8 protein-coding genes are annotated in these 21,183 nt (G+C 47.1%); 3 read left to right on the forward strand and 5 right to left on the reverse strand.

Features of this window, described 5'->3' with window-relative positions:
- The 5 genes from FC82_RS17255 to FC82_RS15255 all read right to left on the reverse strand — a co-directional run.
- Positions 1 to 222: hypothetical protein (locus FC82_RS17255; protein WP_235809257.1), on the reverse strand; the 222-nt coding region annotated here is incomplete at its 3' end.
- Positions 223 to 1,235: 1,013 nt separating this feature from the next.
- Entirely contained in the window at positions 1,236 to 2,531 is a 1,296-nt protein-coding gene (locus tag FC82_RS15245) for an MFS transporter (protein ID WP_153021028.1), read from the reverse strand.
- Positions 2,532 to 3,593: 1,062 nt separating this feature from the next.
- On the reverse strand, positions 3,594 to 3,767 hold the full coding sequence (locus FC82_RS16820; RefSeq protein ID WP_153021039.1) for a FeoB-associated Cys-rich membrane protein: 174 nt from the start codon (positions 3,765 to 3,767) through the stop codon (positions 3,594 to 3,596).
- 40 nt (positions 3,768 to 3,807) lie between these two features.
- Positions 3,808 to 5,928 (reverse strand): ferrous iron transport protein B, encoded by a 2,121-nt coding sequence (gene feoB / locus FC82_RS15250; protein WP_056997437.1) that lies wholly within the window; start codon positions 5,926 to 5,928, stop codon positions 3,808 to 3,810.
- Between the two features lie 32 nt (positions 5,929 to 5,960).
- Positions 5,961 to 6,434 (reverse strand): FeoA family protein, encoded by a 474-nt coding sequence (locus tag FC82_RS15255; protein ID WP_056997425.1) that lies wholly within the window; start codon positions 6,432 to 6,434, stop codon positions 5,961 to 5,963.
- Positions 6,435 to 6,905: 471 nt separating this feature from the next.
- Between FC82_RS15255 and FC82_RS15260 the strand changes: the two genes are divergently transcribed.
- The 3 genes from FC82_RS15260 (at position 6,906) to FC82_RS15270 (ending at position 21,092) form a co-directional block, all read left to right on the forward strand.
- Positions 6,906 to 7,748 carry a helix-turn-helix domain-containing protein gene (locus tag FC82_RS15260; RefSeq protein WP_235809258.1) on the forward strand — a complete coding sequence of 281 codons (843 nt, stop codon included), beginning with the start codon at positions 6,906 to 6,908 and terminating at the stop codon, positions 7,746 to 7,748.
- A gap of 502 nt (positions 7,749 to 8,250) precedes the next feature.
- Positions 8,251 to 9,228 (forward strand): polyprenyl synthetase family protein, encoded by a 978-nt coding sequence (locus tag FC82_RS15265; protein ID WP_056997426.1) that lies wholly within the window; start codon positions 8,251 to 8,253, stop codon positions 9,226 to 9,228.
- Positions 9,229 to 9,767: 539 nt separating this feature from the next.
- Entirely contained in the window at positions 9,768 to 21,092 is an 11,325-nt protein-coding gene (locus tag FC82_RS15270; RefSeq protein WP_056997427.1) for a mucin-binding protein, read from the forward strand.
- The last annotated feature ends 91 nt before the right edge of the window (positions 21,093 to 21,183 follow it).

Here is a 21,183-nt window from a genome sequence, read left to right on the forward strand (position 1 = left end):
CACTAAATGGCCCAAAGACGGCCATTTAGTGACATCGACACCATAACTCCGTGCCAAATCGCTCCATTCCACTGACTGTCCGCCTGCCTCTTCAATTAGGTTAAGTATTGAAGGCCTGTTAAAACTAGTTCGAAGATTATCCGCCCTTGACTGCTTATTACCGAATGACATTAAGCTTTTTTGTTTGGCTGTCGGGGCGTGATGGATGTTTTGTATTGCCACTGATCAACGGCCAATACGAGTTTGCTTTCGTACATTTGTCTCAGGTGTTTGCTGAGGCTGGCCGTTACATTGCACGATTTGGCACTCCGCTATAGTGGCTCGCGACGAAGCTAATTCGATTGTCGCTGTGCGCCACTCGAATGGATCTCCATCGTCTCACATGTCACTAAATGGCCCGAAGACGGCCATTTAGTGACATAGACACCATAACTCCGTACCAAATCGCTCCATTCCACTGACTGTCCGCCTGCTTCTTCAATTAGGTTAAGTATCGAATACCAGTCAAAACTCGTTTGAAGATTATCCGCCCTTGACTGCAATAGAGCCACAACAGAGGTGACGCTTGACGTGATGAAACACTAAATGACTACATTTGCTAGGTTTGAACCTTGTGCGTTGTTGCGGCGTTGAAACATTTTCCGACAAATGCATATCACGAAAATTAACAGTATTAAAAATATCCCAGAAGATGCTGCGCAGTTACATGTTCGAGGGTTGGTTACCACAGTGGCAGAGATAACGCAGTCGAGGGCGGATAATCTGCAAACCGGGGCTAATGCTAATTCGATATTTAGCCGATGAAATTGAGGCATGCAATGTGAGTGGTGTGGAGTGAAGCTGGTGCGGGGTTGGTGTGTCGATGGTTGTTAGCGAGGGTCTTTTCCTCGCTTACAACCATGGGAGACGGAGGAGATCCTTGAATTTCTGAAAAGAAATTCAATAGCTCCGGAGCGACCCACACCTACCCCGCACCAGCTTCACGGAACACCACGGAAGTCTGGGGCAAATACCCATCAATACCAGCTTCACGGAAACACCACGGAAGTCTGGGAGAAATACCAATCAACACTAGCTTCGCGGAACACTACTGGAGTTCAGAGCAACGCACATCTCTCAAAGCCAGCTCAAGTAGCACCTCCGCAAGCTCAAACAAAAACCAAGTACCCACAAGTCATTTTGCGAGGTACTTGGTTTTTGTTTTGTGTGTGAAGTGTGCGTGATAGAAAAGATGCTTAACCAACATCTTTCTGGTTCGTCTCATCGCCAAAAATCCAAACTACGATGCCGGCGAACAAGGCAATGGCACTGATGGTCCAAAAAATCATATTTGTGCCGGACACTTTAAGCATCCAGGCGACAACGATTGGCATAGCAACTGTAAACAGCTTAGCAATCCCATTTGCGATACCTGCACCGCGGAACCGGAAGACGGTTGGGAACAGTTCGGCAACGTAGACAGCAACCACACTGGCCATCAAAACGTAGAAGCAGGCGGTCAAAATAAAACCAACTGCGACCACGCCAGCCATTGTGTCCTGACGAGCGTAGAAAATGCCAAAAATTGCGGTAAAAATGAATGCGGGGACAATTGTTTTCTTCCGACCGATTCGATCAACGAGATAGGCACCAATTGCACAACCAGTAGGGGCACCCAATTCCATTAGTGTGGACAGCCCCAATGAACCGGAAACGTTGATGCCGCGTTTAACGAGCAAAGTCGGGACCCAGGAGGTAAAGGTGTATTGGCAAATGATTGTTGCGGAGACGGCAACGATTGCCACGAAGAGACTGATGCCCAACCGATGATGGACACGTTCCTTTTTTTCAGTAGTTGGATTTGAAAAATCGTCACTGCCGTTTACTTCAAGTTGCTGGACGATTGTTTCAGCTTCATCTTCGCGATGATGGGCCATCAACCAGCGTGGTGATTCGGGAATGTTGCGGCGCATGTACCAAAGGATAGCGGCAACGATGCCAATGCCGGCAAACATTACCCGCCAGCCAAAACGAGGGATGATTACGTAGCAGAGCAGCATCGTGATTGGGGCACCAGCGTTGGCAACCAGCGACACGATGGCACACCACTTGCCGCGTCGATGAATTGGGGCAAATTCGTTGACCATGGAATAACCAGTCACGATTTCGGAACCCAAACCGATGCTGGCCATCATCCGGCAGACAATCAAAATGGTCATGTTTGGCGCAAACGCTGCGAGAAAAGTAAACCCGCCAAAGAGCAGTAAATTAATTTGGTAAGCCACGCGTCGGCCTTTAATATCACCGATAAATCCAGCAATGAGCGATCCAATGAACAGACCAAGGAAACCACTTGAGAGAAAATAAGAATTTTGGGCTAGCGTCGACCAGCCGGCTTTTAGTGTTGTACTGGCGACGGCACTTGCAAGGTAAACGTCCATGGCGTCAAGAAACATACCGCCTGCGACTAATCCGAAGACCTTGTAAAACAGTGGGGATTCATGGGTTCGGTCAATTCGACTTTGTAGAGAAATATTCATATTTGATTCCATATGTAGGCCTTCTTTTATTAATAGTTAGTGCTATGTGTGTGATGTGACTTAAACCAACGATCTCCTTTGTTTATTTTCAATTCAAATCATAAAAAAAACACTCCATTAAATGGGGTGTTGGTTAGGCCCCATTCTCTAACGTAAATAGGGCTCGACAAATTGTCAGAGTCCTGCATTAGACTAATAAGACTTGTAAGTTTGAGACTACAGATGGGTTAAGCGTGATGGATGTTGATGTACTTGTCATGATGTAGCCTCCTCATAAATTGAATAGATTCAATATAACATTCATTATTAGAGAATTCAATACATTTTCTAATTAAATTTTAATTTATACATTTAGGCAGATTGGCAAATTCCATGAAATAGCACGTCACCTTGGTGCTTTTGCTTTTTGGCCAAATACAATTGGCTACGTACTTTGTGACGGGTTCAAACGGTAGTTGAAGCGTGCAATGTCATCATTGTCATTTCGTCGATTAGCAGCGTTTGACTTTGATTTGTCTTCCCAAGACGACACGCACTGGATTAGCATTGGGATAATCTACGACTAAGGAATCAGCTCTAGACAATTCCATGCGGCGTTTAGCGCCCTGCAATAGGCGACCGCGAAAGGCGACTATGAGCACGGTCTGCCATGGAAATGTTCAAGAAGATACACACAACATCAAAACGACAGGGCTACCAGGATTTCGGAGTAAACGCAGTCGAGGGCGGATAATCTGCAAACCAGGGCTAATACTGATTTGATATTTAGCAGATGAATTAGAGTCGTCCAATGTGAGTGGTGTGGAGTGAAGCTGGTGCGGGGTTGGTGTGTCGATGGTTGTTAGCGAGGGTCTTTTCCTCGCTTACAACCATGGGAGACGGAGGAGATCCTTGAATTTCTGAAAAGAAATTCAATAGCTCCGGAGCGACCCACACCTACCCCGCACCAGCTTCACGGAACGCCATGGAAGTCCAAAGCAACGCATACCCATCAATACCAGCTTCACGGGAACGCGACAGAAATCCAGGGCAAAATAAAAATCCCCTCACAAAGACAGCAAGGGGACAACTCAGTTATTCAGCTTTTTTAGTATTATTCCGCTGCATCATTTTCGCTTGGTCAACGAGTGGACAACCAACCACTTCGCAGTCGTGACAGCCGCCGGAGTGGTTCTTCTTGAAGAAACGCAAATACGTGATGTAAACGACGCCGCCAAGAATGATGGCAGCCAAGATGATTGTTGACATAGGCAGGAACGACCTTTCTTAAGCAGGGATGACAATTAAATTAATTCAGTGTCAGTTGGAATTGACCGCTTTCACGTTTGATAAAGACGCCGTAGATCATGAGTGCCAGGGCAATGATGCCGATGATCAATCCGACCGGGGCAATCGTGTGCGTGAAGACCAATGAACTTTGATAAATAACAACGGCGACCATGTAGGCCACTATGGTTTGATAACCAACAGCGCGCCAGGTCCAACCGGTGTCGCCAAATTCCTTGTACATTGTCCCAATAGAGGCAAAACATGGGGCACAGAGCAGGTTAAACGCAAGGAAGGCGTATCCGGCCATCGGGGTGTAATACCCGCGCAGAATGGACGAGAAGGCGGCACTGCTGCTGCCGGCGCCAAATGTGATGTGTAAGGTACCGACGCAGTTTTCCTTGGCAATCAAACCAGCAAGAACGGCAACGGTAGCGTGCCAGTCGCCAAACCCAAGTGGCGCAAAGACTGGTGCAATCAGGGAACCAAGCGTCCGCAAGATGCTGTGGTTCTGGTCAACCATTTGCAGGCGCCAGTTGAAGCTGGACAGGAACCAGATAGCAACACAGGACAGGAAGATGATGGTCCCAGCCTTGATGATGAAGGCCTTTGCTCGCAGCCAAACGCTTTGTACCAGATTGCTGAACTTCGGAAAATGGTAGGCGGGCAGTTCCATAACAAATGGGGCTGGTGCACCCTTGAATAATTTCGTTTTCTTCAGGAATACGCCGGAGCCGACAACCGCCAAGATACCAATAAAGTAAGCGGAGGGGGCGACCCAGGTGTTGTTTGGGAAGAAGGTGCCGCTGACCAGGGCAATCACCGTCAGTTTTGCCGAACAGGGCATGAACGTGGTAAGCATGATGGTCATTCGGCGGTCCTTTTCGCTTTCAATCGTTCGGGTTGCCATGATGCCGGGCACGCCGCAGCCGGTGGCAATCAGCATCGGAATGAAGGACTTGCCGGACAGGTTGAAACGGTGGAAGATGCGGTCCATGACGAACGCGATTCGAGCCATGTAGCCGCAGTCTTCAAGGATGCCCAAACACAGGAACAACATCATGATTTGCGGCAGGAAGCCGAGCACAGAGCCGATCCCGTTGATAATCCCGTCGACCACGAGACTTTTGAGCCAGGGGGCGATATGTAAATAGGTGAGGGCGGACGTGGCGGCGTTTGGAATCCATTTACCAAACAGGACGTCGTTCATCCAGTCGCTGCCGATGGTGCCGACCGTTTGAATCGAGAGGTAGTAGACTACCCACATGACCAAAACGAAGATCGGTAATGCCAGAAAACGATTTGTGACCACTTTGTCCACTTTGTCGCTCATGGATTCCGTAAAGTCGTTGCTGTCGACCACGCACATGTTGATGACCCGCGCAATGAAGTCGTACCGGGCGTTGACCACGATACTGTCACTGAGGTCGTCGAAGATTTTCTCAGTGTCTTGAATGATCCCGTTGATCTCTTGTTTCTGGGCATCGTTCAGGTCAATGGCATTGTTGATGTCTTCATCGCGTTCAAATAGCTTGATGGCAAACCACCGTTGCTGCGGTTCAGGCACCAGGTCCTTGATCTGAGCGGTGATCATGTCGATGGCGGATTCAAGGCGCGAATCGTACTTTGGATAAGTATAGTTAATGGGGTGGTCCTTAGCCGTTTTCACCTGGTTGATCAATTTGTCGATATGTTGTTTTCGTAAGGCACTGATGCTGACGACGGGAACGCCCAGCATATAGGATAGTTTCTTTAAATTGATGGAACGATTGCCCTGCTTTTTCAGGAGGTCCATCATGTTCAAACTGATGATTAGTGGGGTGCCGGTTTCCATGACTTGCAGGGTCAGGTAGAGGTTCCGTTCCAAATTGGTCGCATCGACCACGTCAATGACTTGGTCGGGGTGCGACTGCAACAGGTAGTTTCGCGTGATGATTTCTTCGGAACTATAAGGAGACAGAGAGTAGATGCCAGGTAGGTCTTGAACGTTATAGCTGTCATCGTGCTTAAGTTTGCCGCTTTTCCGGTCGATCGTGACCCCGGGCCAGTTACCGACGTGCTGATTGGTTCCCGTTAGAATGTTAAATAGCGTGGTCTTTCCGCTGTTGGGGTTACCGATGAGAGCCAAATCAGTCATGGTCATATCGGTATCCATCTGCATATCCATTTCCATCGTTACACCTCCTCTAATAAGACGTAGCTCGCATCCTGTTTACGCATGCTGAGCTTGTAACCGCGGACGACTAGTTCAATCGGGTCGCCAAGCGGTGCGATTTGGTTGATCTTGACCATGGTGTTGTTCGTCAGCCCCATGTCCATGAGCCGGCGACGTAATGCGCGATCACCCACCATTTTACGGACGATACCGGAGTCGCCAACGGTTAAATCAGCTAATAATTTTAGTTTGGCGGGATCGGATTCATTCACACCGCGCACCACGATTCGTGACGCAATGTCAGCACTGATGGCGAGTCGCTGCCCCTGAAAAAAGATCACCAAGCCGGATGATTCAGCTGACACGGACACCACGGTCACGGCCTTACCCGCAATCATGCCCATTTCAGCCAAGTGGCGTACAAGCTTCTTGTCGCCCAACACCTGGATGATGATGTATTTGCCACGGTTCTTTAATTCGGACAGTGCTTCCATCGTATATACCTCCAGTAATTAACGTCTATCAATTAAAATATGATTAGTATTCAAATAATTAATATCTATTATATTCCATTTCGCCCATTTTTGACACTAGGGAATTGCCCTAAATATAGTGGAATGGAATATATTTAACAACCGGTATAATAACCTTTTCAATGACTTAAAAGTGCGGTATGTTAACCATAGATATTTAATTGGCATAGTTTTTTATTTCTAATATTGCTGAATCATATAAACAATTGTGATATGAAATATTGACTCTGGTGGCAATAGTCTCATCACTCTCAATTCCTCGTTATCCAACGAATAAAAGATGTCAGCTGTTGGAATAGTCGGTGCGTAGTTCTCCCTACTAGCCTTGAACCGCCATGATTTGGTAAAATATAGGTGGTTAAAAAACGACTATTCATGACGAATTTATATCTCAAACAACACTAAAAAAATAAAAATGGAATGGTGACTAAAATGAATGTTGATCGATTTATTGATGCCCGGAAAGCCTTAGGCATGTCCCAGGCCGAATTATGCGAGGGCATCTGTACCCAAGCCACACTAAGCAAATTTGAATCATCTGGTCGCGCACCAGCTGTGCGGATCCTTGTTCAACTTTGCGCGCGACTGGGTTTAAAACTGGACGATGTGTTTCCTATCAATCAGTCGGCTGAATTGGAAGTTCATCACATCCTTGACGTTGCGGAATTCAAACTGATCACAAGTGAATACGACAGTGCCATGGCCGATTTGGACGGGGTATCGTTTGACCATCTTTCAGACGATGGGAAGATGCAGTACTACTTTATCAAGGGCTACCTGACCGCGCTGACGGACCAGCCGATTTCCGATTCCCTCTATTACTTCAACATGATCCTCAACGACCTCGATAACGAACACCGCACCATTTATTCGCAACTTGCGTATACTGGCAGCGGCGTCGCCTACAGCCACAACAATGAAAACGAGAAGGCTGAATTTTACTTCCAAAAGGTGTTTAACGACCTGCAAAAACTGCTTCTCAACAACAACAAAGCCATCTGGCGGGCGCTCAACATGATTTACTACACCGCCGAATATTACAACCGCATCGCCGACTACACCACCAGTGATAGCTTGTTGACATACGGCTACAACGTTTGCTCTGAAAAACGGGTAACGTACTATGTCGCTCGGATCAGCTTTCTGAAAGCTAAAAACGCTCAGGCGGAACACGCCGATGCTGAAGAAATTCAAGAAGACCTTAACGATGCCCGGGCCTTCGCTCGGTTGAACCACAATGCTAATTTGCTTGAAGAGATTGAAGCTTTTCAGTGACATACTGGTTTTGTGAAATACGGCTAGCACATTTGCTTCGGGTATTTGCTGGGGCTGGTCGTTGCATTGCGCGCTTTGGCACTCCGTTATAGTGGCTCGCGATGAAGGAGATCCACTCGAGAGCTGCGCAGCAGAAACCGAGTTAGCTCATTCGCGAGCCACTGCAGCGTCGTGCTAATTTGCAGAATGCAACGGACTTACCACGCAAATCTTGAACATTAACATTAACAGCAGGGACAGCTTGAACGGCAGTCACCTGTTTTTTTGTTGCAGAAATGATTGTGCAAAATTAGTTGTGATAATTTCGACCTTTCGCGGCCAAAAACGAGTCAGATTACGGTATACTGATTGGTAGAGTCTTCAGTACATATTGTTTAGGAAAGGCTTCATCAGCACAACTGTGTTGGTTCAAAAAAACTAGGAGTCAAAATGACTGCGGCGGACGGTCTTGTGAGAGGGACCGGCCGCACAGTGCGTTTTGCGAGAGTAAAAGGGGTGCACCATGGTCCACAAACTTTGGCGCCAGTATCCACAGGTGCAAAAAGAATTAACACAATTACAACCGTACCTATTAAAAGCAATCAAGCTGCCGAATCAGCGCATTCACGTGAAAATTACCCAACTGCTGTCAGCTGGGGGTAAGCTGCTGCGGCCGGGATTCTTCTATTTATTTAGCGAGTTTGGTGATCATCGGGATGAAACGCAATTGCGCGCCGGGGCCGCAGCACTGGAGCTGTTACACGTGGCCACGCTGATTCACGATGACGTGATCGACCGTTCACCATTGCGACGCGGTGTTGCTACGATTCAAACGGATTACGGCCAGCGTAATGCGATTTACGCGGGCGATTATTTATTTACGGTCTATTTTAATGAAGTGTTGAAGGCTTCATCGAACCACGATGTTTTGCAGTTGCAGATTGACAGCATGCAAGCCATTTTAACTGGTGAGCTGGATCAAATGAACCTCAACTATCGGTTAGACGTGTCGGAGGAAGAATACTTCAACGAAATCAAGGGCAAGACCGCCGAGTTGTTTAAACTCAGTTGTCACCAGGGGACAACGTTGGCTGGTGCGTCACAGGAGGTCGTTGATCTGAGTGGCCAGATTGGGCTCACGATTGGTCAGGCGTATCAGATTATTGACGATATTTTGGACTACGATGGTGACTCAACGCGGACCAAAAAACCGGTTTTGGAGGACCTGAAATCGGGCGTTTACTCACTGCCGCTGATTTTGGCACTGCAACAGGCACCGAAGGCTTTCAAGGCACTGTTAGCGAAGAAGCAGGACATGACCGATGATGACGTCCGTGAGGTGCAGCGACTGGTGATTGAAAACCACGGCGTTGAGTTGGCAAAGGATCGAGCAGCGGATTACACAAACCGCGCACTGAAACTGATTGGCCAATTGCCGGATCAGCCGGTTAGACAGAATATTGAGCAGCTGACACGGTGGTTGTTGACTAGAAACCAGTAGCTGCTAGCGCGTGTAGCTATTAATTAAGGTGCGAAATTCAGTTTGGCTGAGCTGTTTTTTGGATAAAAAAAACGCATTTTTGAATCAGTCCAAACGGAACCAGACACAAGAACAAGCATATTGAAAGATCAGTGTTATTGCACCGACCTTTTTTTGTCCTCTCACAATGATTACTTACTTATTCATAAGGGGGGGCGTCCAATGGCTTGCATCAAAAGGCAGCATTTATTTCTAGTTTTCGAGGGTTTTTGTTATTGAATCTTAGTTTAACCAGCCTTAGTTTTAATGTTCACAGCGTGCCCAACATATTTAAGGTATATGTGTTGGAAGTTTAATGAAAGGGCTTTATAATGGTCTCAGAAGCTCTAATTGATGTTTTAGTTAATTAGAGCGATTTATTATTATAAGTAACTATAGGTTATTAATTAAAGTAGGTAATGATAAAGGATTAGAACTGGGGTTTCTGATATTGGGTAGTTAATAGCCTTGATAACTGCCAATGTCAACCAGTTATTATTTAAATTGGGGGACTAGGCAATATGACGACAAAATTAAAGGAAAAATCGCGGACAAAGCTCATCCGTGATGAAGGACAACGGCGAACACACTACAAAATGTACAAGGCAGGAAAGCACTGGGCATACGTTGGCATTTCGATTTTTACATTTGGCGTCGGGGTTTTAATAAGCAACACGACCATTTATGCGGCAGCAACGACCTCGAATTCAGGCGCCGATACAAGTGCGACGTCGACCAGTGAGGCTTTACAGGATCAAAAGTCAGTGACGCTTGCCGAAGCAACAGCGGCAAGCTCTGATACGGCAAGTGCGACTGCAGATAGCACCGGTACGACCGATGCATCTGATAGCAGCGATGAAGATAGCACTACCGACAATGGTACTGTGGCTTCTCCGGTAACAAACGAGACGAAAACTAACACTAACAGTAATGATTCAACTTTGAGCGGCAATGAAGTGACCGGATCCTCTTCTGAGTCACAAACTAATGCGCCCACAGACACACCGGCATCTAGTGCGGTTGAGAAAAATGGTTCGACAACACCCTCAACCGATACACAAAACAACGGCGAAACAACGTTGCTAAAAACAGACACCGATAATCCCGGTTCTGAAAGTACAGAAAACGAAAGTACAGAAAACGAAAGTACAGAAAACAAAAGTACAGAAAACGAAAGTACAGAAAACAAAAGTGCACAAAACGAAAACGAACAGGCCGAGAGCACGGAAACTGATGACACCAGTTCGAACGCAACTATTTTGGCAGCCTCTGGTTCAGTTTCCGATGAAACTACTGGGACTTTGCGGACCAATTCAGATAGCGAAGCCGGGCAAGTCGCTAGTATTTTAGCGGAACTCCCAACTGGAACTAGCGCGCAAACATTGGCTGATGGCACTATTTCGTTTTCACTGCCGGCGGGCATTTCTGCGGATACGCTGACACAGGCGAAAACGATTTTAGCCGGCAGCGACCTTAAAAAGATACAGATCACTGCAGTTCAGGCGGAAACGGTAAGCGATTCTACGGTGACTCAAACCGTTGCGATGACACTGAATCAGGCAATTCTGGCGAACTATACACCGACTATGAGTGCTGCTGATTTCTTGAAAATGGATATTGAAAATTATTCCGATGCCACGGGTACGAATGGCTCTTATTCTTGGTTGAACTGGAACAATACTGCAATCTCGACTTATTTTGCGGATGACAGAGCAACTGAAAAGGCTGCTTTTATTAGCGATTTGACTAAGATGGCATCCGATGATAATTTTAGCAACTATTTTACAGTTACCGATGATGGTACGAATGCGGGCGGTTACAGTTATGCGTTAACTGCTGCAGGCGTTGCTGCGTTGAACAGTTCGCTGGCAACGACAACAAATAATGCCTATCAGGTTTCGTTTGCGAGTGGCGCGAACACTGGGAATCTTTATATTCAGTTTCAGATGACGATTACACCAGTATCAAAAGTATATGATGGTGATCCAGTGACGGATGATCTAAATAGTTTGGTAACAAAAATGCGTTATTATAATCCTAATGAGACAGAGAAGACAGTAATGTCGAATTATACGTTACCTATGCCATTTTTTCAGCTTGGTGATTTTACGGGTACTACAGGAGATGCCGCCGTGGGCACATATACACGGGCTTTGGCCAGGGGAAATGACATTGGCCTCGACTATATTAATCTTAAATTCATAGATGAATTGTCAGACGCTATCAACCCCAAACCGGATTTTAGTTATGTAAAAGCGACTTACACGATTACCAAACGGGCAGCAACAGTAACACCAGTCATCACGGCTGTTTCGACCTCAGGTGTCCCAACCGTGTCCCTTTCTTATACGGTGAGCGATGCCTCAACTTTAACAGCCAATGCCGTTCTGCCAACGGCTATTACGCTATCAGCAGATGACTACACAGTATCCAATGCCAATAACGTCATGACAGTCACACTTACGGATGATGGAATTACGGCAATCAATACTGCCAATCCGAATTACAATATCACTGCGGTTACGGGCACTGCAGCCACTGCGACTACGACGATTCAATATGTCGATGAAGACGAGAACAATATCGTTTTGTCTCAAGCAACTAAAACGTTGACGGGTTTAGCAAGCGATACCTCGACTGCGACCTACACGCCTTCGATGGCGTGGGATACGGGCGGCCTATACAAACTCGCAGACGACCAGGCAACGACAATTCAATATCAGCCTGGGAAAACCCAAACGCTACAAATCAAGGTTGCCCACTACACTGAACAGGTGACAGTCAGTGTGACGGACACTAATGGCAATCAGCTAAGAGCTGATCAGATTGTTACTTTAAACCCGGCTTCTGACGTTGATGGGATATCAACGATCAATGTCAGTGTTGACGGGTATTCAACTTCGCAATTGAGCTCTGCCACAATCACCTACGCCGGTAATGAACACAACAAATCTGGCAATGGTAAAGCAACGTTCACGGTTGATAAAAACGCAAAAACTATCGATATGGTTGTGACGGATCTTAATGGCACGCAAACTTATGAGTATGAGATGTCGGGTGTCACACCCGATTATTTGACTCAAATCATTGGCGGCGCTGGTAATCTGCTTGATTTTGGAACTGCATCAACTATTGGCCAGTATGCCGAAACGAATTTCTTGTCTTATGCCTCAATTAACGTCACCTACTTTGCTAAAGCGAGCGCACAGGTGACTTACGTTGACGATGATACTAAAGATGCGGCTGGCAATAGCCTGTTGTTAAGCAGCTTAACGCAGACGGTCACGGGCTATGACGATGGGCCGGCACAGACTGTTGCCTTGGCGATTCCTGATGGTTACGTCTTGGCCGATACCCAAGGCAACAATATTGATGTTGTTGATAATGTGGCATACTACACGGGGACATTGATCAGTACGGGAGATTCCGATAACGGGATCGTTCATTTAAAACATGCAACTACGGCCTATGACACACCGAAAAGTGATGCAGATATTCCAGCTGATATCACTAATAAATCAGATGTCGAAAAAACGATAACGCGGACGATCACGTATACGCTAGCAGATGGCAGTTTAGCAGCGGCGACCCATACCGATGCTGTCACCTATGCACGTTCGTTTACCTATGATGACATTACGGACACGGCTGTTTCCTTTGGAGATTGGGAAGTCGTCGATGGCCATGCCTATTTTAAACAAATTACTACGCCCGATGTTGCTGGCTATACTGCAAACGAAACGCAAATTGCTGCGACAACGGTCACAGCTGACACAGCATCGGCTACGATTGCAGTTACCTATACACCGAATACGGACACGGCCGTCAATATCACCTTTTTCGATGATACAGATAATTTAGCACTGCCTAGTGCCAATGATTTTTCATTGTATGGGACAACGGCAACCACATTGGACCATGAGGCAGTCACATTGCCAGTAAATTATATCTTAGCAAGTATACAATCTGACTCGAAGATCAGTGCAAACAATGGGGTGGCTTATTACTCTGGCGTTGTCAGTGCCGGCTCTGCAGATGATGCAGTTGTCCATCTGGTTCATCAAACAGCTGACATTGATCCGACTACGGTGCAAGATATTCCAAGTGCAATTCAAAATCTCAGCGCGGTTGAAAAAACAGTGACTCGAACGATTGACTATGTAACAACAGATGGCAGTCAGGCGCCAGCTGCAAAAACGGATACAGTAACGTTTGTCGCTTCGTTTACCTACGACTACGTCACTAATCTGGCGTCAAATATTTCAGCGTTTAAAGTATTGGGTACTGATGACACCTCAGTTGATTTAAGCGCATTCCCAACACCAACGATGCCCGGGTACACCGCTGATGTACTACAGATTTCGGCAGCTGGAATCACTGCCGATTCGGATAGTACGAATCAAACAGTGACCTACACACCAAACACGGATACAACAGCAACGGTCAGCTTTTATGACGCCACATCTAAGGCACCGCTAGCTAGCGGTAATAATGTTGTGTTATCGGGAACCACGGGGCAACAGGTTGCCACCAACAATGTCATTACCATTCCAACAGGTTATGTCCTTGATGCCGACACGCTTTCTAATAACGTTACGTTGGATGATGGGGTCGTCACATACACTGGTAAATTAAGTGCAGATAACAGTGATGATGCCGTTATCTATCTGAACCATGCGACTGTCAATTACGACCCAACTCAAGGTGACGCAATTCCAGCCGGGTTGATGAATGTAACGGATGTTGAAAAAACAACCACAAGAACGATTACCTATACGTTTTCAAACGGTGTGGCAGCCGGCGCAACGCACACAGATACCGTGACGTACGCGAGAGCATTTACCTATGACGAAGTTACCAAAACGGCCACTGCGACAGGTGACTGGCAAGTGATTTCCGGTACCGCTGATTTTCTTGCAGTCTATAGTCCGTTGGGTGCTGGGTACCATTTGCAAGATTCAAATCAGAGTATTATTTCAGAAGAAACAATTGGGTCGGATGCCGACGCTAAAAATGAAACAATTGACGTCATCTACGAGCCTAATACGGATACACCGGCAACCATCACCTTCTTTGATGACACAACTGGTCAGGCACTGGCTGAGGAGACGTCTCTTACAAGTAGAGGGACAACTGGAGAACAGGCATCTGTCACGATCGTGATTCCGCAAAATTTTGCGCTTGGTACGCAAACGGACAGCAATATCAAGGTTATCGATGGTGTCCCGACCTATGTTGGCACGTATAGCACGAACACAAGTGACGATGCGACAGTCCATTTAATCCACGCCACGACTTCAATCGCTGTGACAGATTCGTTGCCGACCGATTTGCAAAACACGAATGACGTTTCTAAAACTGTCACGCGAACAATTATTTACACATTGGCGGATGGTACAACTATGGCACCCGCCAAAACAGATAGTGCAACACTGCGACGATCATTCACCTATGACCTGGTCACAAAGACTGCAAGTGAGTTTGGTGAGTGGACTGTCACGTCTGGTGAGGTGACGTTTGATGAAGTAACTTCCCCAGAAGTGGCGGGCTATTCGTTGTCTGATGCGAATCAAGCGACCATCAGCAGTGAAACAATCACCGGCGATAGCGTCAGTGGCACAATCAATGTTAGTTACGTGCCGAATAACGATACAACGGCTATAATCAGTTTTTACGATGATACGACAGACAATTATTTACCAAAAGATGACAATTTGACAGTCACTGGCACCACGGGCACTAGTGGCACGATCGACCAGACGGCTTCAGATACGATAAACATTCCAACCGGTTATCAGATTGTGGACAGTTCAGCCAATACGAATGTGTTGATCAGTAACGGCGTCGCAACCTACACGGGTGCCTTGAGTGCTGATGAGACTGATAATGCCGTTTTGCATCTGACGCATATGACAGTTCCGCAAGCGGCACCGGAAAATACGACTGACCTGCCGACCAATTTGACGAATCCCACTGATGTGATTCGCACGATCACCCGAACAATTACCTATTCGTTGCAAAATGGCACTACTGCGGCCCCAACACGGACGGACACGTTGACTTTTTCACGGTCATACGATCTTGATGAAGTGACGAACACTGCCGTCAACCTCGGTGCTTGGGTACTTGTGGACTCGAACGCTACCCAATTTGGTGATGTTATCAGTCCAACCATTGCTGGTTACACGCTCACTGATGCAAGTCAGGCAACGGTGGCAGGGAATTCTGCAGTAACAGCTGATACAGCAGATAGTACTGTCAATGTGTCGTATACAGCTGATGTCCACACTCCGATTACAATTAGTTTCTTTGACGATGACAGTGATGTTGCGTTGACAACAAAGACAACTATTACCGGGACAACGGATAATATCGCCATCCTTGCAGGCATTAAGATTCCGGATGATTACAACTATGCAGCAACGCAAACTAGTTCCTACGTATCACTTGCGGCTGATGGCAGCGTGACCTATCAGGGGAGTTATTTCGCCAATGGTGGCGGGGATGCAGTGATCCATTTAACACATCAATCGGTTGTTGTGGATCCAACATCGACGGATGGCACCTTACCGGACGCGTTGACCAATGTGGCTGACGTAAAATCAACGGTTACCCAAACAATCAACTACCAAAATGCATCCGGTCAAACCATGGCCGATTCAAACACTCAAAGTGTCACTTTTGAACGCAGTTTCACCTACGATTTAGTGACGCATACCGCAAGTGAATTTGGTGATTGGACAGCTATCAAGGGTACTGCAAACTTTACAGCGGTGGATAGTCCGAACATCGCTGGCTATACCGCAGCAACAACAAGTGTTAGTGAAGTCACCGTTGTTGCTGGTACGCCTGACGTTGATATCACCGTTTACTACCTTGGCAATACGGATACGAAGGCCACGATCAGTTTCTATGATGAGACGTCAAAGGTTGCATTACCCAACAATTTTGACATTACAAAAGTAGGGACAACCGACCAGGGGGCTAACGATACAAGCATTACCATCCCAACGGGGTATAAGCTTGTCCCTGGTCAAAACGGCACAAAACTTTCCGTTTCTGCGGATGGAACGACTGCAACATACACGGGCACTATGGCAGCTGATGGTTCGGATGATTTAGTCGTCTATCTTGTCCACGATGATCAACAGATTCAGGTGACAAGTCTTAATGATTTGCCAACGGATTTAGCAAATCCAGAGACTGTCGAAAAAACAGTGACCAGAACGATCACTTACACTACCCCCAACACAGTGACTACGCCTGAGACGCAAGTCGATTCAATCACGTTTATCGCACCGTCGTTCACATACGATCCAATCACAAAACTGGCCAGTGATATTAGTGATATTGGCAGTTGGTTTGCGATTGGTAACGCTGAATTTTCTGCGGTTACCGTGCCAACATTAACGGGATATACGCCAACAATTACGAATCTGACTAATTCAGATACTGCGTTGAATCAGATTCCAGCCATTTCGGTAACTGCGGGTACTGATAATCTCAATTATGAGGTGTCCTACCAGGCTGATTCTCAAACAGCAACTGTCAGCTTCTACGATGATACTGAAGGAAAGACTTTGGCCGACAGTTACAATATTGAAAAGTCGGGTAAGACGGGTGAGACCGCAACTGACGCGTCAATTACGATTCCGGCTGGATACACGTTGTCGACTAAGCAAACGGGTCCAAATATTAGCCCGCTGGCTGGTGGCGGGGTCGTATACTCAGGTACACTGAGCCCGAATGGCAGTGATGACGCCGTGGTCCACTTAATTCATTTCACACAACAGTTTACCCCGAAAAGCAACACTGATATTCCGACTGGTATTACGAATTTAACTGACGTTGAACGGACGATTACGAGAACGATAACTTATACATTGCCGAGTGGTCTTTCAGCAGCGCCAACGGTGACCCAAACGCTGTCCTATCTTCGTGATTTCACTTACGACTATGTAACCAATACTGCAAGTAACCTGGGTACCTGGCGGGAAGTCGACAATGCAACGGGCTTTGATTCAGTTGGTAGTCCTAGTGTTTCAGGATATTCGCTTGCGGATGCCAACCAGACAATGATTAACACAGTAACGGTGAGTGACCCGACAACGGTGGCATCGGCTCATCAAACAATCAGTGTTGATTATGTTGCAGATACGGTTTCAGCTACGATCCGTTTTTATGACGATACGGATGATGTGTTCCTGCCAACTGACCAAAACCAAATTCTCGAAGGGCAAACGGCGCAGGTTGGACAAGCAGACACAATAAACGTGCCTGCAGGTTACCAACTGGATACAACGCACCTCGACAATAATATTGAGGCGGATGGCGCATACTCCGGCACCTTCAGTCCGGATAACAGTGATGATGCCATTGTGTATCTTGTTCATAAAACTGAATCTTTCGAGGCCAATCAGACGCTTCCGATAGGGTTAGTCAACAAAGATGACGTTGAAAAAACGTTCACTAGAGTTATCACCTATACGTTGCCCGATGGTACTGAAGCCGCAGCACCGCATTCCGATACGGTCACTTTTACCCGTTCGTTTACGTATGATGAAGTCACAAACGAGGCTTTTGATTATGGTGATTGGGTTGATTCAAATGGTTCAGCAACGGCAACTCTTGATGCTGTGACACCGCCGACAATTAATGGCTATGTCCTTGCGGCGAACTCGCCAGTTGCCTCATTGCAGACGATCCAGGCTGATTCGTTCGGTGACGCGCAATATATCGAAACAATTGCCGTTATCTATGATGCGACAACACAAACGGCGACAATCACTTTCTATGATGATACGACCGGTACGCAATTGACGAACGAAACGACCACGACCGGTGATATGGGCACCAAAGGATCCTCAATTATTTCAATTCCAAGTGGGTATACTCTGGCCGCTTTTCAGCCAAATTCAAACGTCACGGTTCAAGCCGGTGTTGTGCGTTACACGGGGACCTTCAGTACCAGCAAGCTTGATGACGCGGTCGTTCATTTAGTTCACCAAACAATATCCGTCGATCCACTGGCAGTTAATGCCTTACCGGCGGACTTGATTAACACAAACGATGTCAAAAGAACTGTTACGCAAACGATCAACTATGCCTTAAATGATTCTGGTACCAGTACCGTTTTAGCTCCGGCCGATACTCAAAGCGTCACGTTTTTCCGCTCATTTACGTATGATTTGGTCACGCACCTGGCAGCCGCCACGGGTGAATGGGCAGCAATTTCCGGCGCCGATAGCAGCTTCACGTCAGTGACAAGTCCAGTTCTTCCAGGCTATACGCTAAATGATGCCGCTCAAAGCACGATTGCCGGCAGCAGCGTAACTGCTGAGGCAGACAACAATGTCATCACGGTGCGCTATAATGCCAATCAGAACACGCCGTTAACGGTCACTTATTACGATGACACCAGTAAAATCGCACTGGCTGGGAACTTTGATTCCATTGCCACCGGGACGACAGGGACACAAACGACAATCACTGATTTTGTTATTCCGGCTGGCTACTTAGTGGCCGAGGGGCAATCGGATTCGCATATAACGAAAAGTTCAAATACGACATTCACGTACAAGGGTGTTTTCAGTGGCGAAGACAGCGGCAACGCTGTGGTTCATCTGATTCACAACACCTACACGGTTGATCCGAATGGTGATTTGACGACCTTACCAACGGGATTGATCAACCAGAGTGAGGTCCAAAAAACAGTGACGCGGACAATTGCCTATGTATTACCAAATGGTACGCCAGCGGCAACGACTCACACTGATTCAGCCACGTTCACACGGTCGTTTACGTATGATGCTGTAACCGGCATTGCAAGTCAGTTTGGTGAGTGGGAACCAGCTGGTGGGATAGTCTTTGAAAACGTTGATGACCCGACAATTAGCGGCTATTCGGTTAAAAAGGATACTGATGGCACGTCTGGTACCACGCAAACTGTCACGGTGAAAAGTGACACTCAAAATTGGTCGGTCCTGGTGACCTATCAGGCAGATCCGGCGAGTGCGACGGTTTATTTCTTTGATGATACGACTGGCCAAGAATTATCTGACACGGTAACGTTGAATGGCGTTACTGGTGAGACACCTGACGGCAATACAATTGCACTGCCCACGGGCTTATCAGGATATCTGTTTGCAGACAATTCAGCGCAAACAAACCCGGATATTCAGATTAAAAATGGGCAGGCAATTTACAGCGGTGTACTGACAGCTGACGATAAAGATAATGCAGTCATTCATGTCGTGCACAATATTGGAACGATTCTGCCAGATCGAAGTGGGGACAATATCCCATCTGCAATGACTAACCTGAATGATGTGCGCCAAACCGTGACGCGGACAATTGCCTACGAGACAGTTACTGGTGTGGCTGCACCTGCTGTAAAGACCGATAGTGTAACATTCCAGGCCGAATCATTTGATTATGATTATGCTACGAACAAAGCAATTAACATTAAGGGACTTACGGCACTGGCTGACGATTCTGCAGACTGGACAACGAAAGACAATGGGCAGAGCGTTACCTTCAATACGGTAACCAATCCAACAGTTGCAGGTTATTACGCCACACCGGCGCAGGCTGATGCGGTTACCGACGTGACCGCCGACTCCGCAGATATCGTCCAGCTTATTCGTTATAATCAGCCCTACACCATTGATCGAGATGGCGGCAAGACAGTGTTTACGTTGGATCAAAATGGGGACATTACTGATGTGACTAAGACTTGGCCTGATGGTGATCAGACGCAGATTTCTATTGACCAAACCAGTGGTGACCTGACTGTGACCGAGACGCCGTCTGGGCAAGTCTCACTTACACCGGTGACACTGACGAATGACGGCAGTCAAAATAGCGTATCCGTTGGCAATACAACGGTGGTCAGCCAACAACCAATGGGGTTTGCACTGACACATGATTCTGAGGCCAGTCAGGCAACCGGTATTGTTGGCGAAATAGTCACGACAGCACCAGGCAGTTCAGCTGGAACAATCACATACACGAAGCCGACGGTCACCGCTGCCGATGGTAGTATAACTAACGTTGTCGTTGATGGCGAAGGCAAAGTGACCACCATTGATAAGACGTGGGCGGATGGTGACAAGACCCACCTCGTAATCGATAAAAGCGGGAACATTATCTTTACAGAGACGCCTGCTGATGGTGAGGCACCGATTACGAAAGCGATTCAATGGCATAAGTCGGATGCCACTTACCGGACAGCTGTAGATAGTACCGAAGATGGCATCGTTTTGACACATACGAGCAACAACTCGAGTGTCGTTGCTCGCGAAAATATCTCAGTAGAAGGCGCGGTGACACAGCTGCCAACAACGGGTAACAATACTGGAATCAGTGGCGGGAATGGGTCAGCAACTGATGGTCTTGGCACGACCGGCAGCTCGACTGGAACAAAAAGCCCAACCACAAACGCTGGCAGTCAGACGGCATCAGACAAAAAGCCAATCAATAACAAGCCAACCAATAAAAAGCCAGGCGAACAGACCTCAGGCAATGTGAAGCAAGGGACCAATAAGAAGACGCAACGGCAAAAGACCCCCGATGCCAAAACAGGTACGTCTCGTAACGGTCAACCGTTGTCCCTAACGTATCAGACGGGCAACCCAGACTATCAAGCATCAAACACAACTGGTGTAAAGGCAACATTGCAGGGAAAAACGATTCAGAAAACTGAGCGGTCGAAACCAAAATCAAAGACCACGTTACCGCAAACATCTGAATCAACCTCAAGCAAGACCGGTGCCTTAGGGTTGCTTGGTACCATCCTTGGGTTCTTTGGCCTCGCTGCGGGGGCGCGTCGGAAAAAAAGAGAGTAGCGAATGAAACTAGCCGCCTTGCTTGTGGCAGTCGTTTCGGCAATATCGCCAAGAAAACTAATCAGTAGGGAGGCTCACGATTCTTAAGACA

Origin of the sequence: Secundilactobacillus collinoides DSM 20515 = JCM 1123, from assembly GCF_001435975.1 — a bacterium.
GTDB classification, from domain to species: domain Bacteria; phylum Bacillota; class Bacilli; order Lactobacillales; family Lactobacillaceae; genus Secundilactobacillus; species Secundilactobacillus collinoides.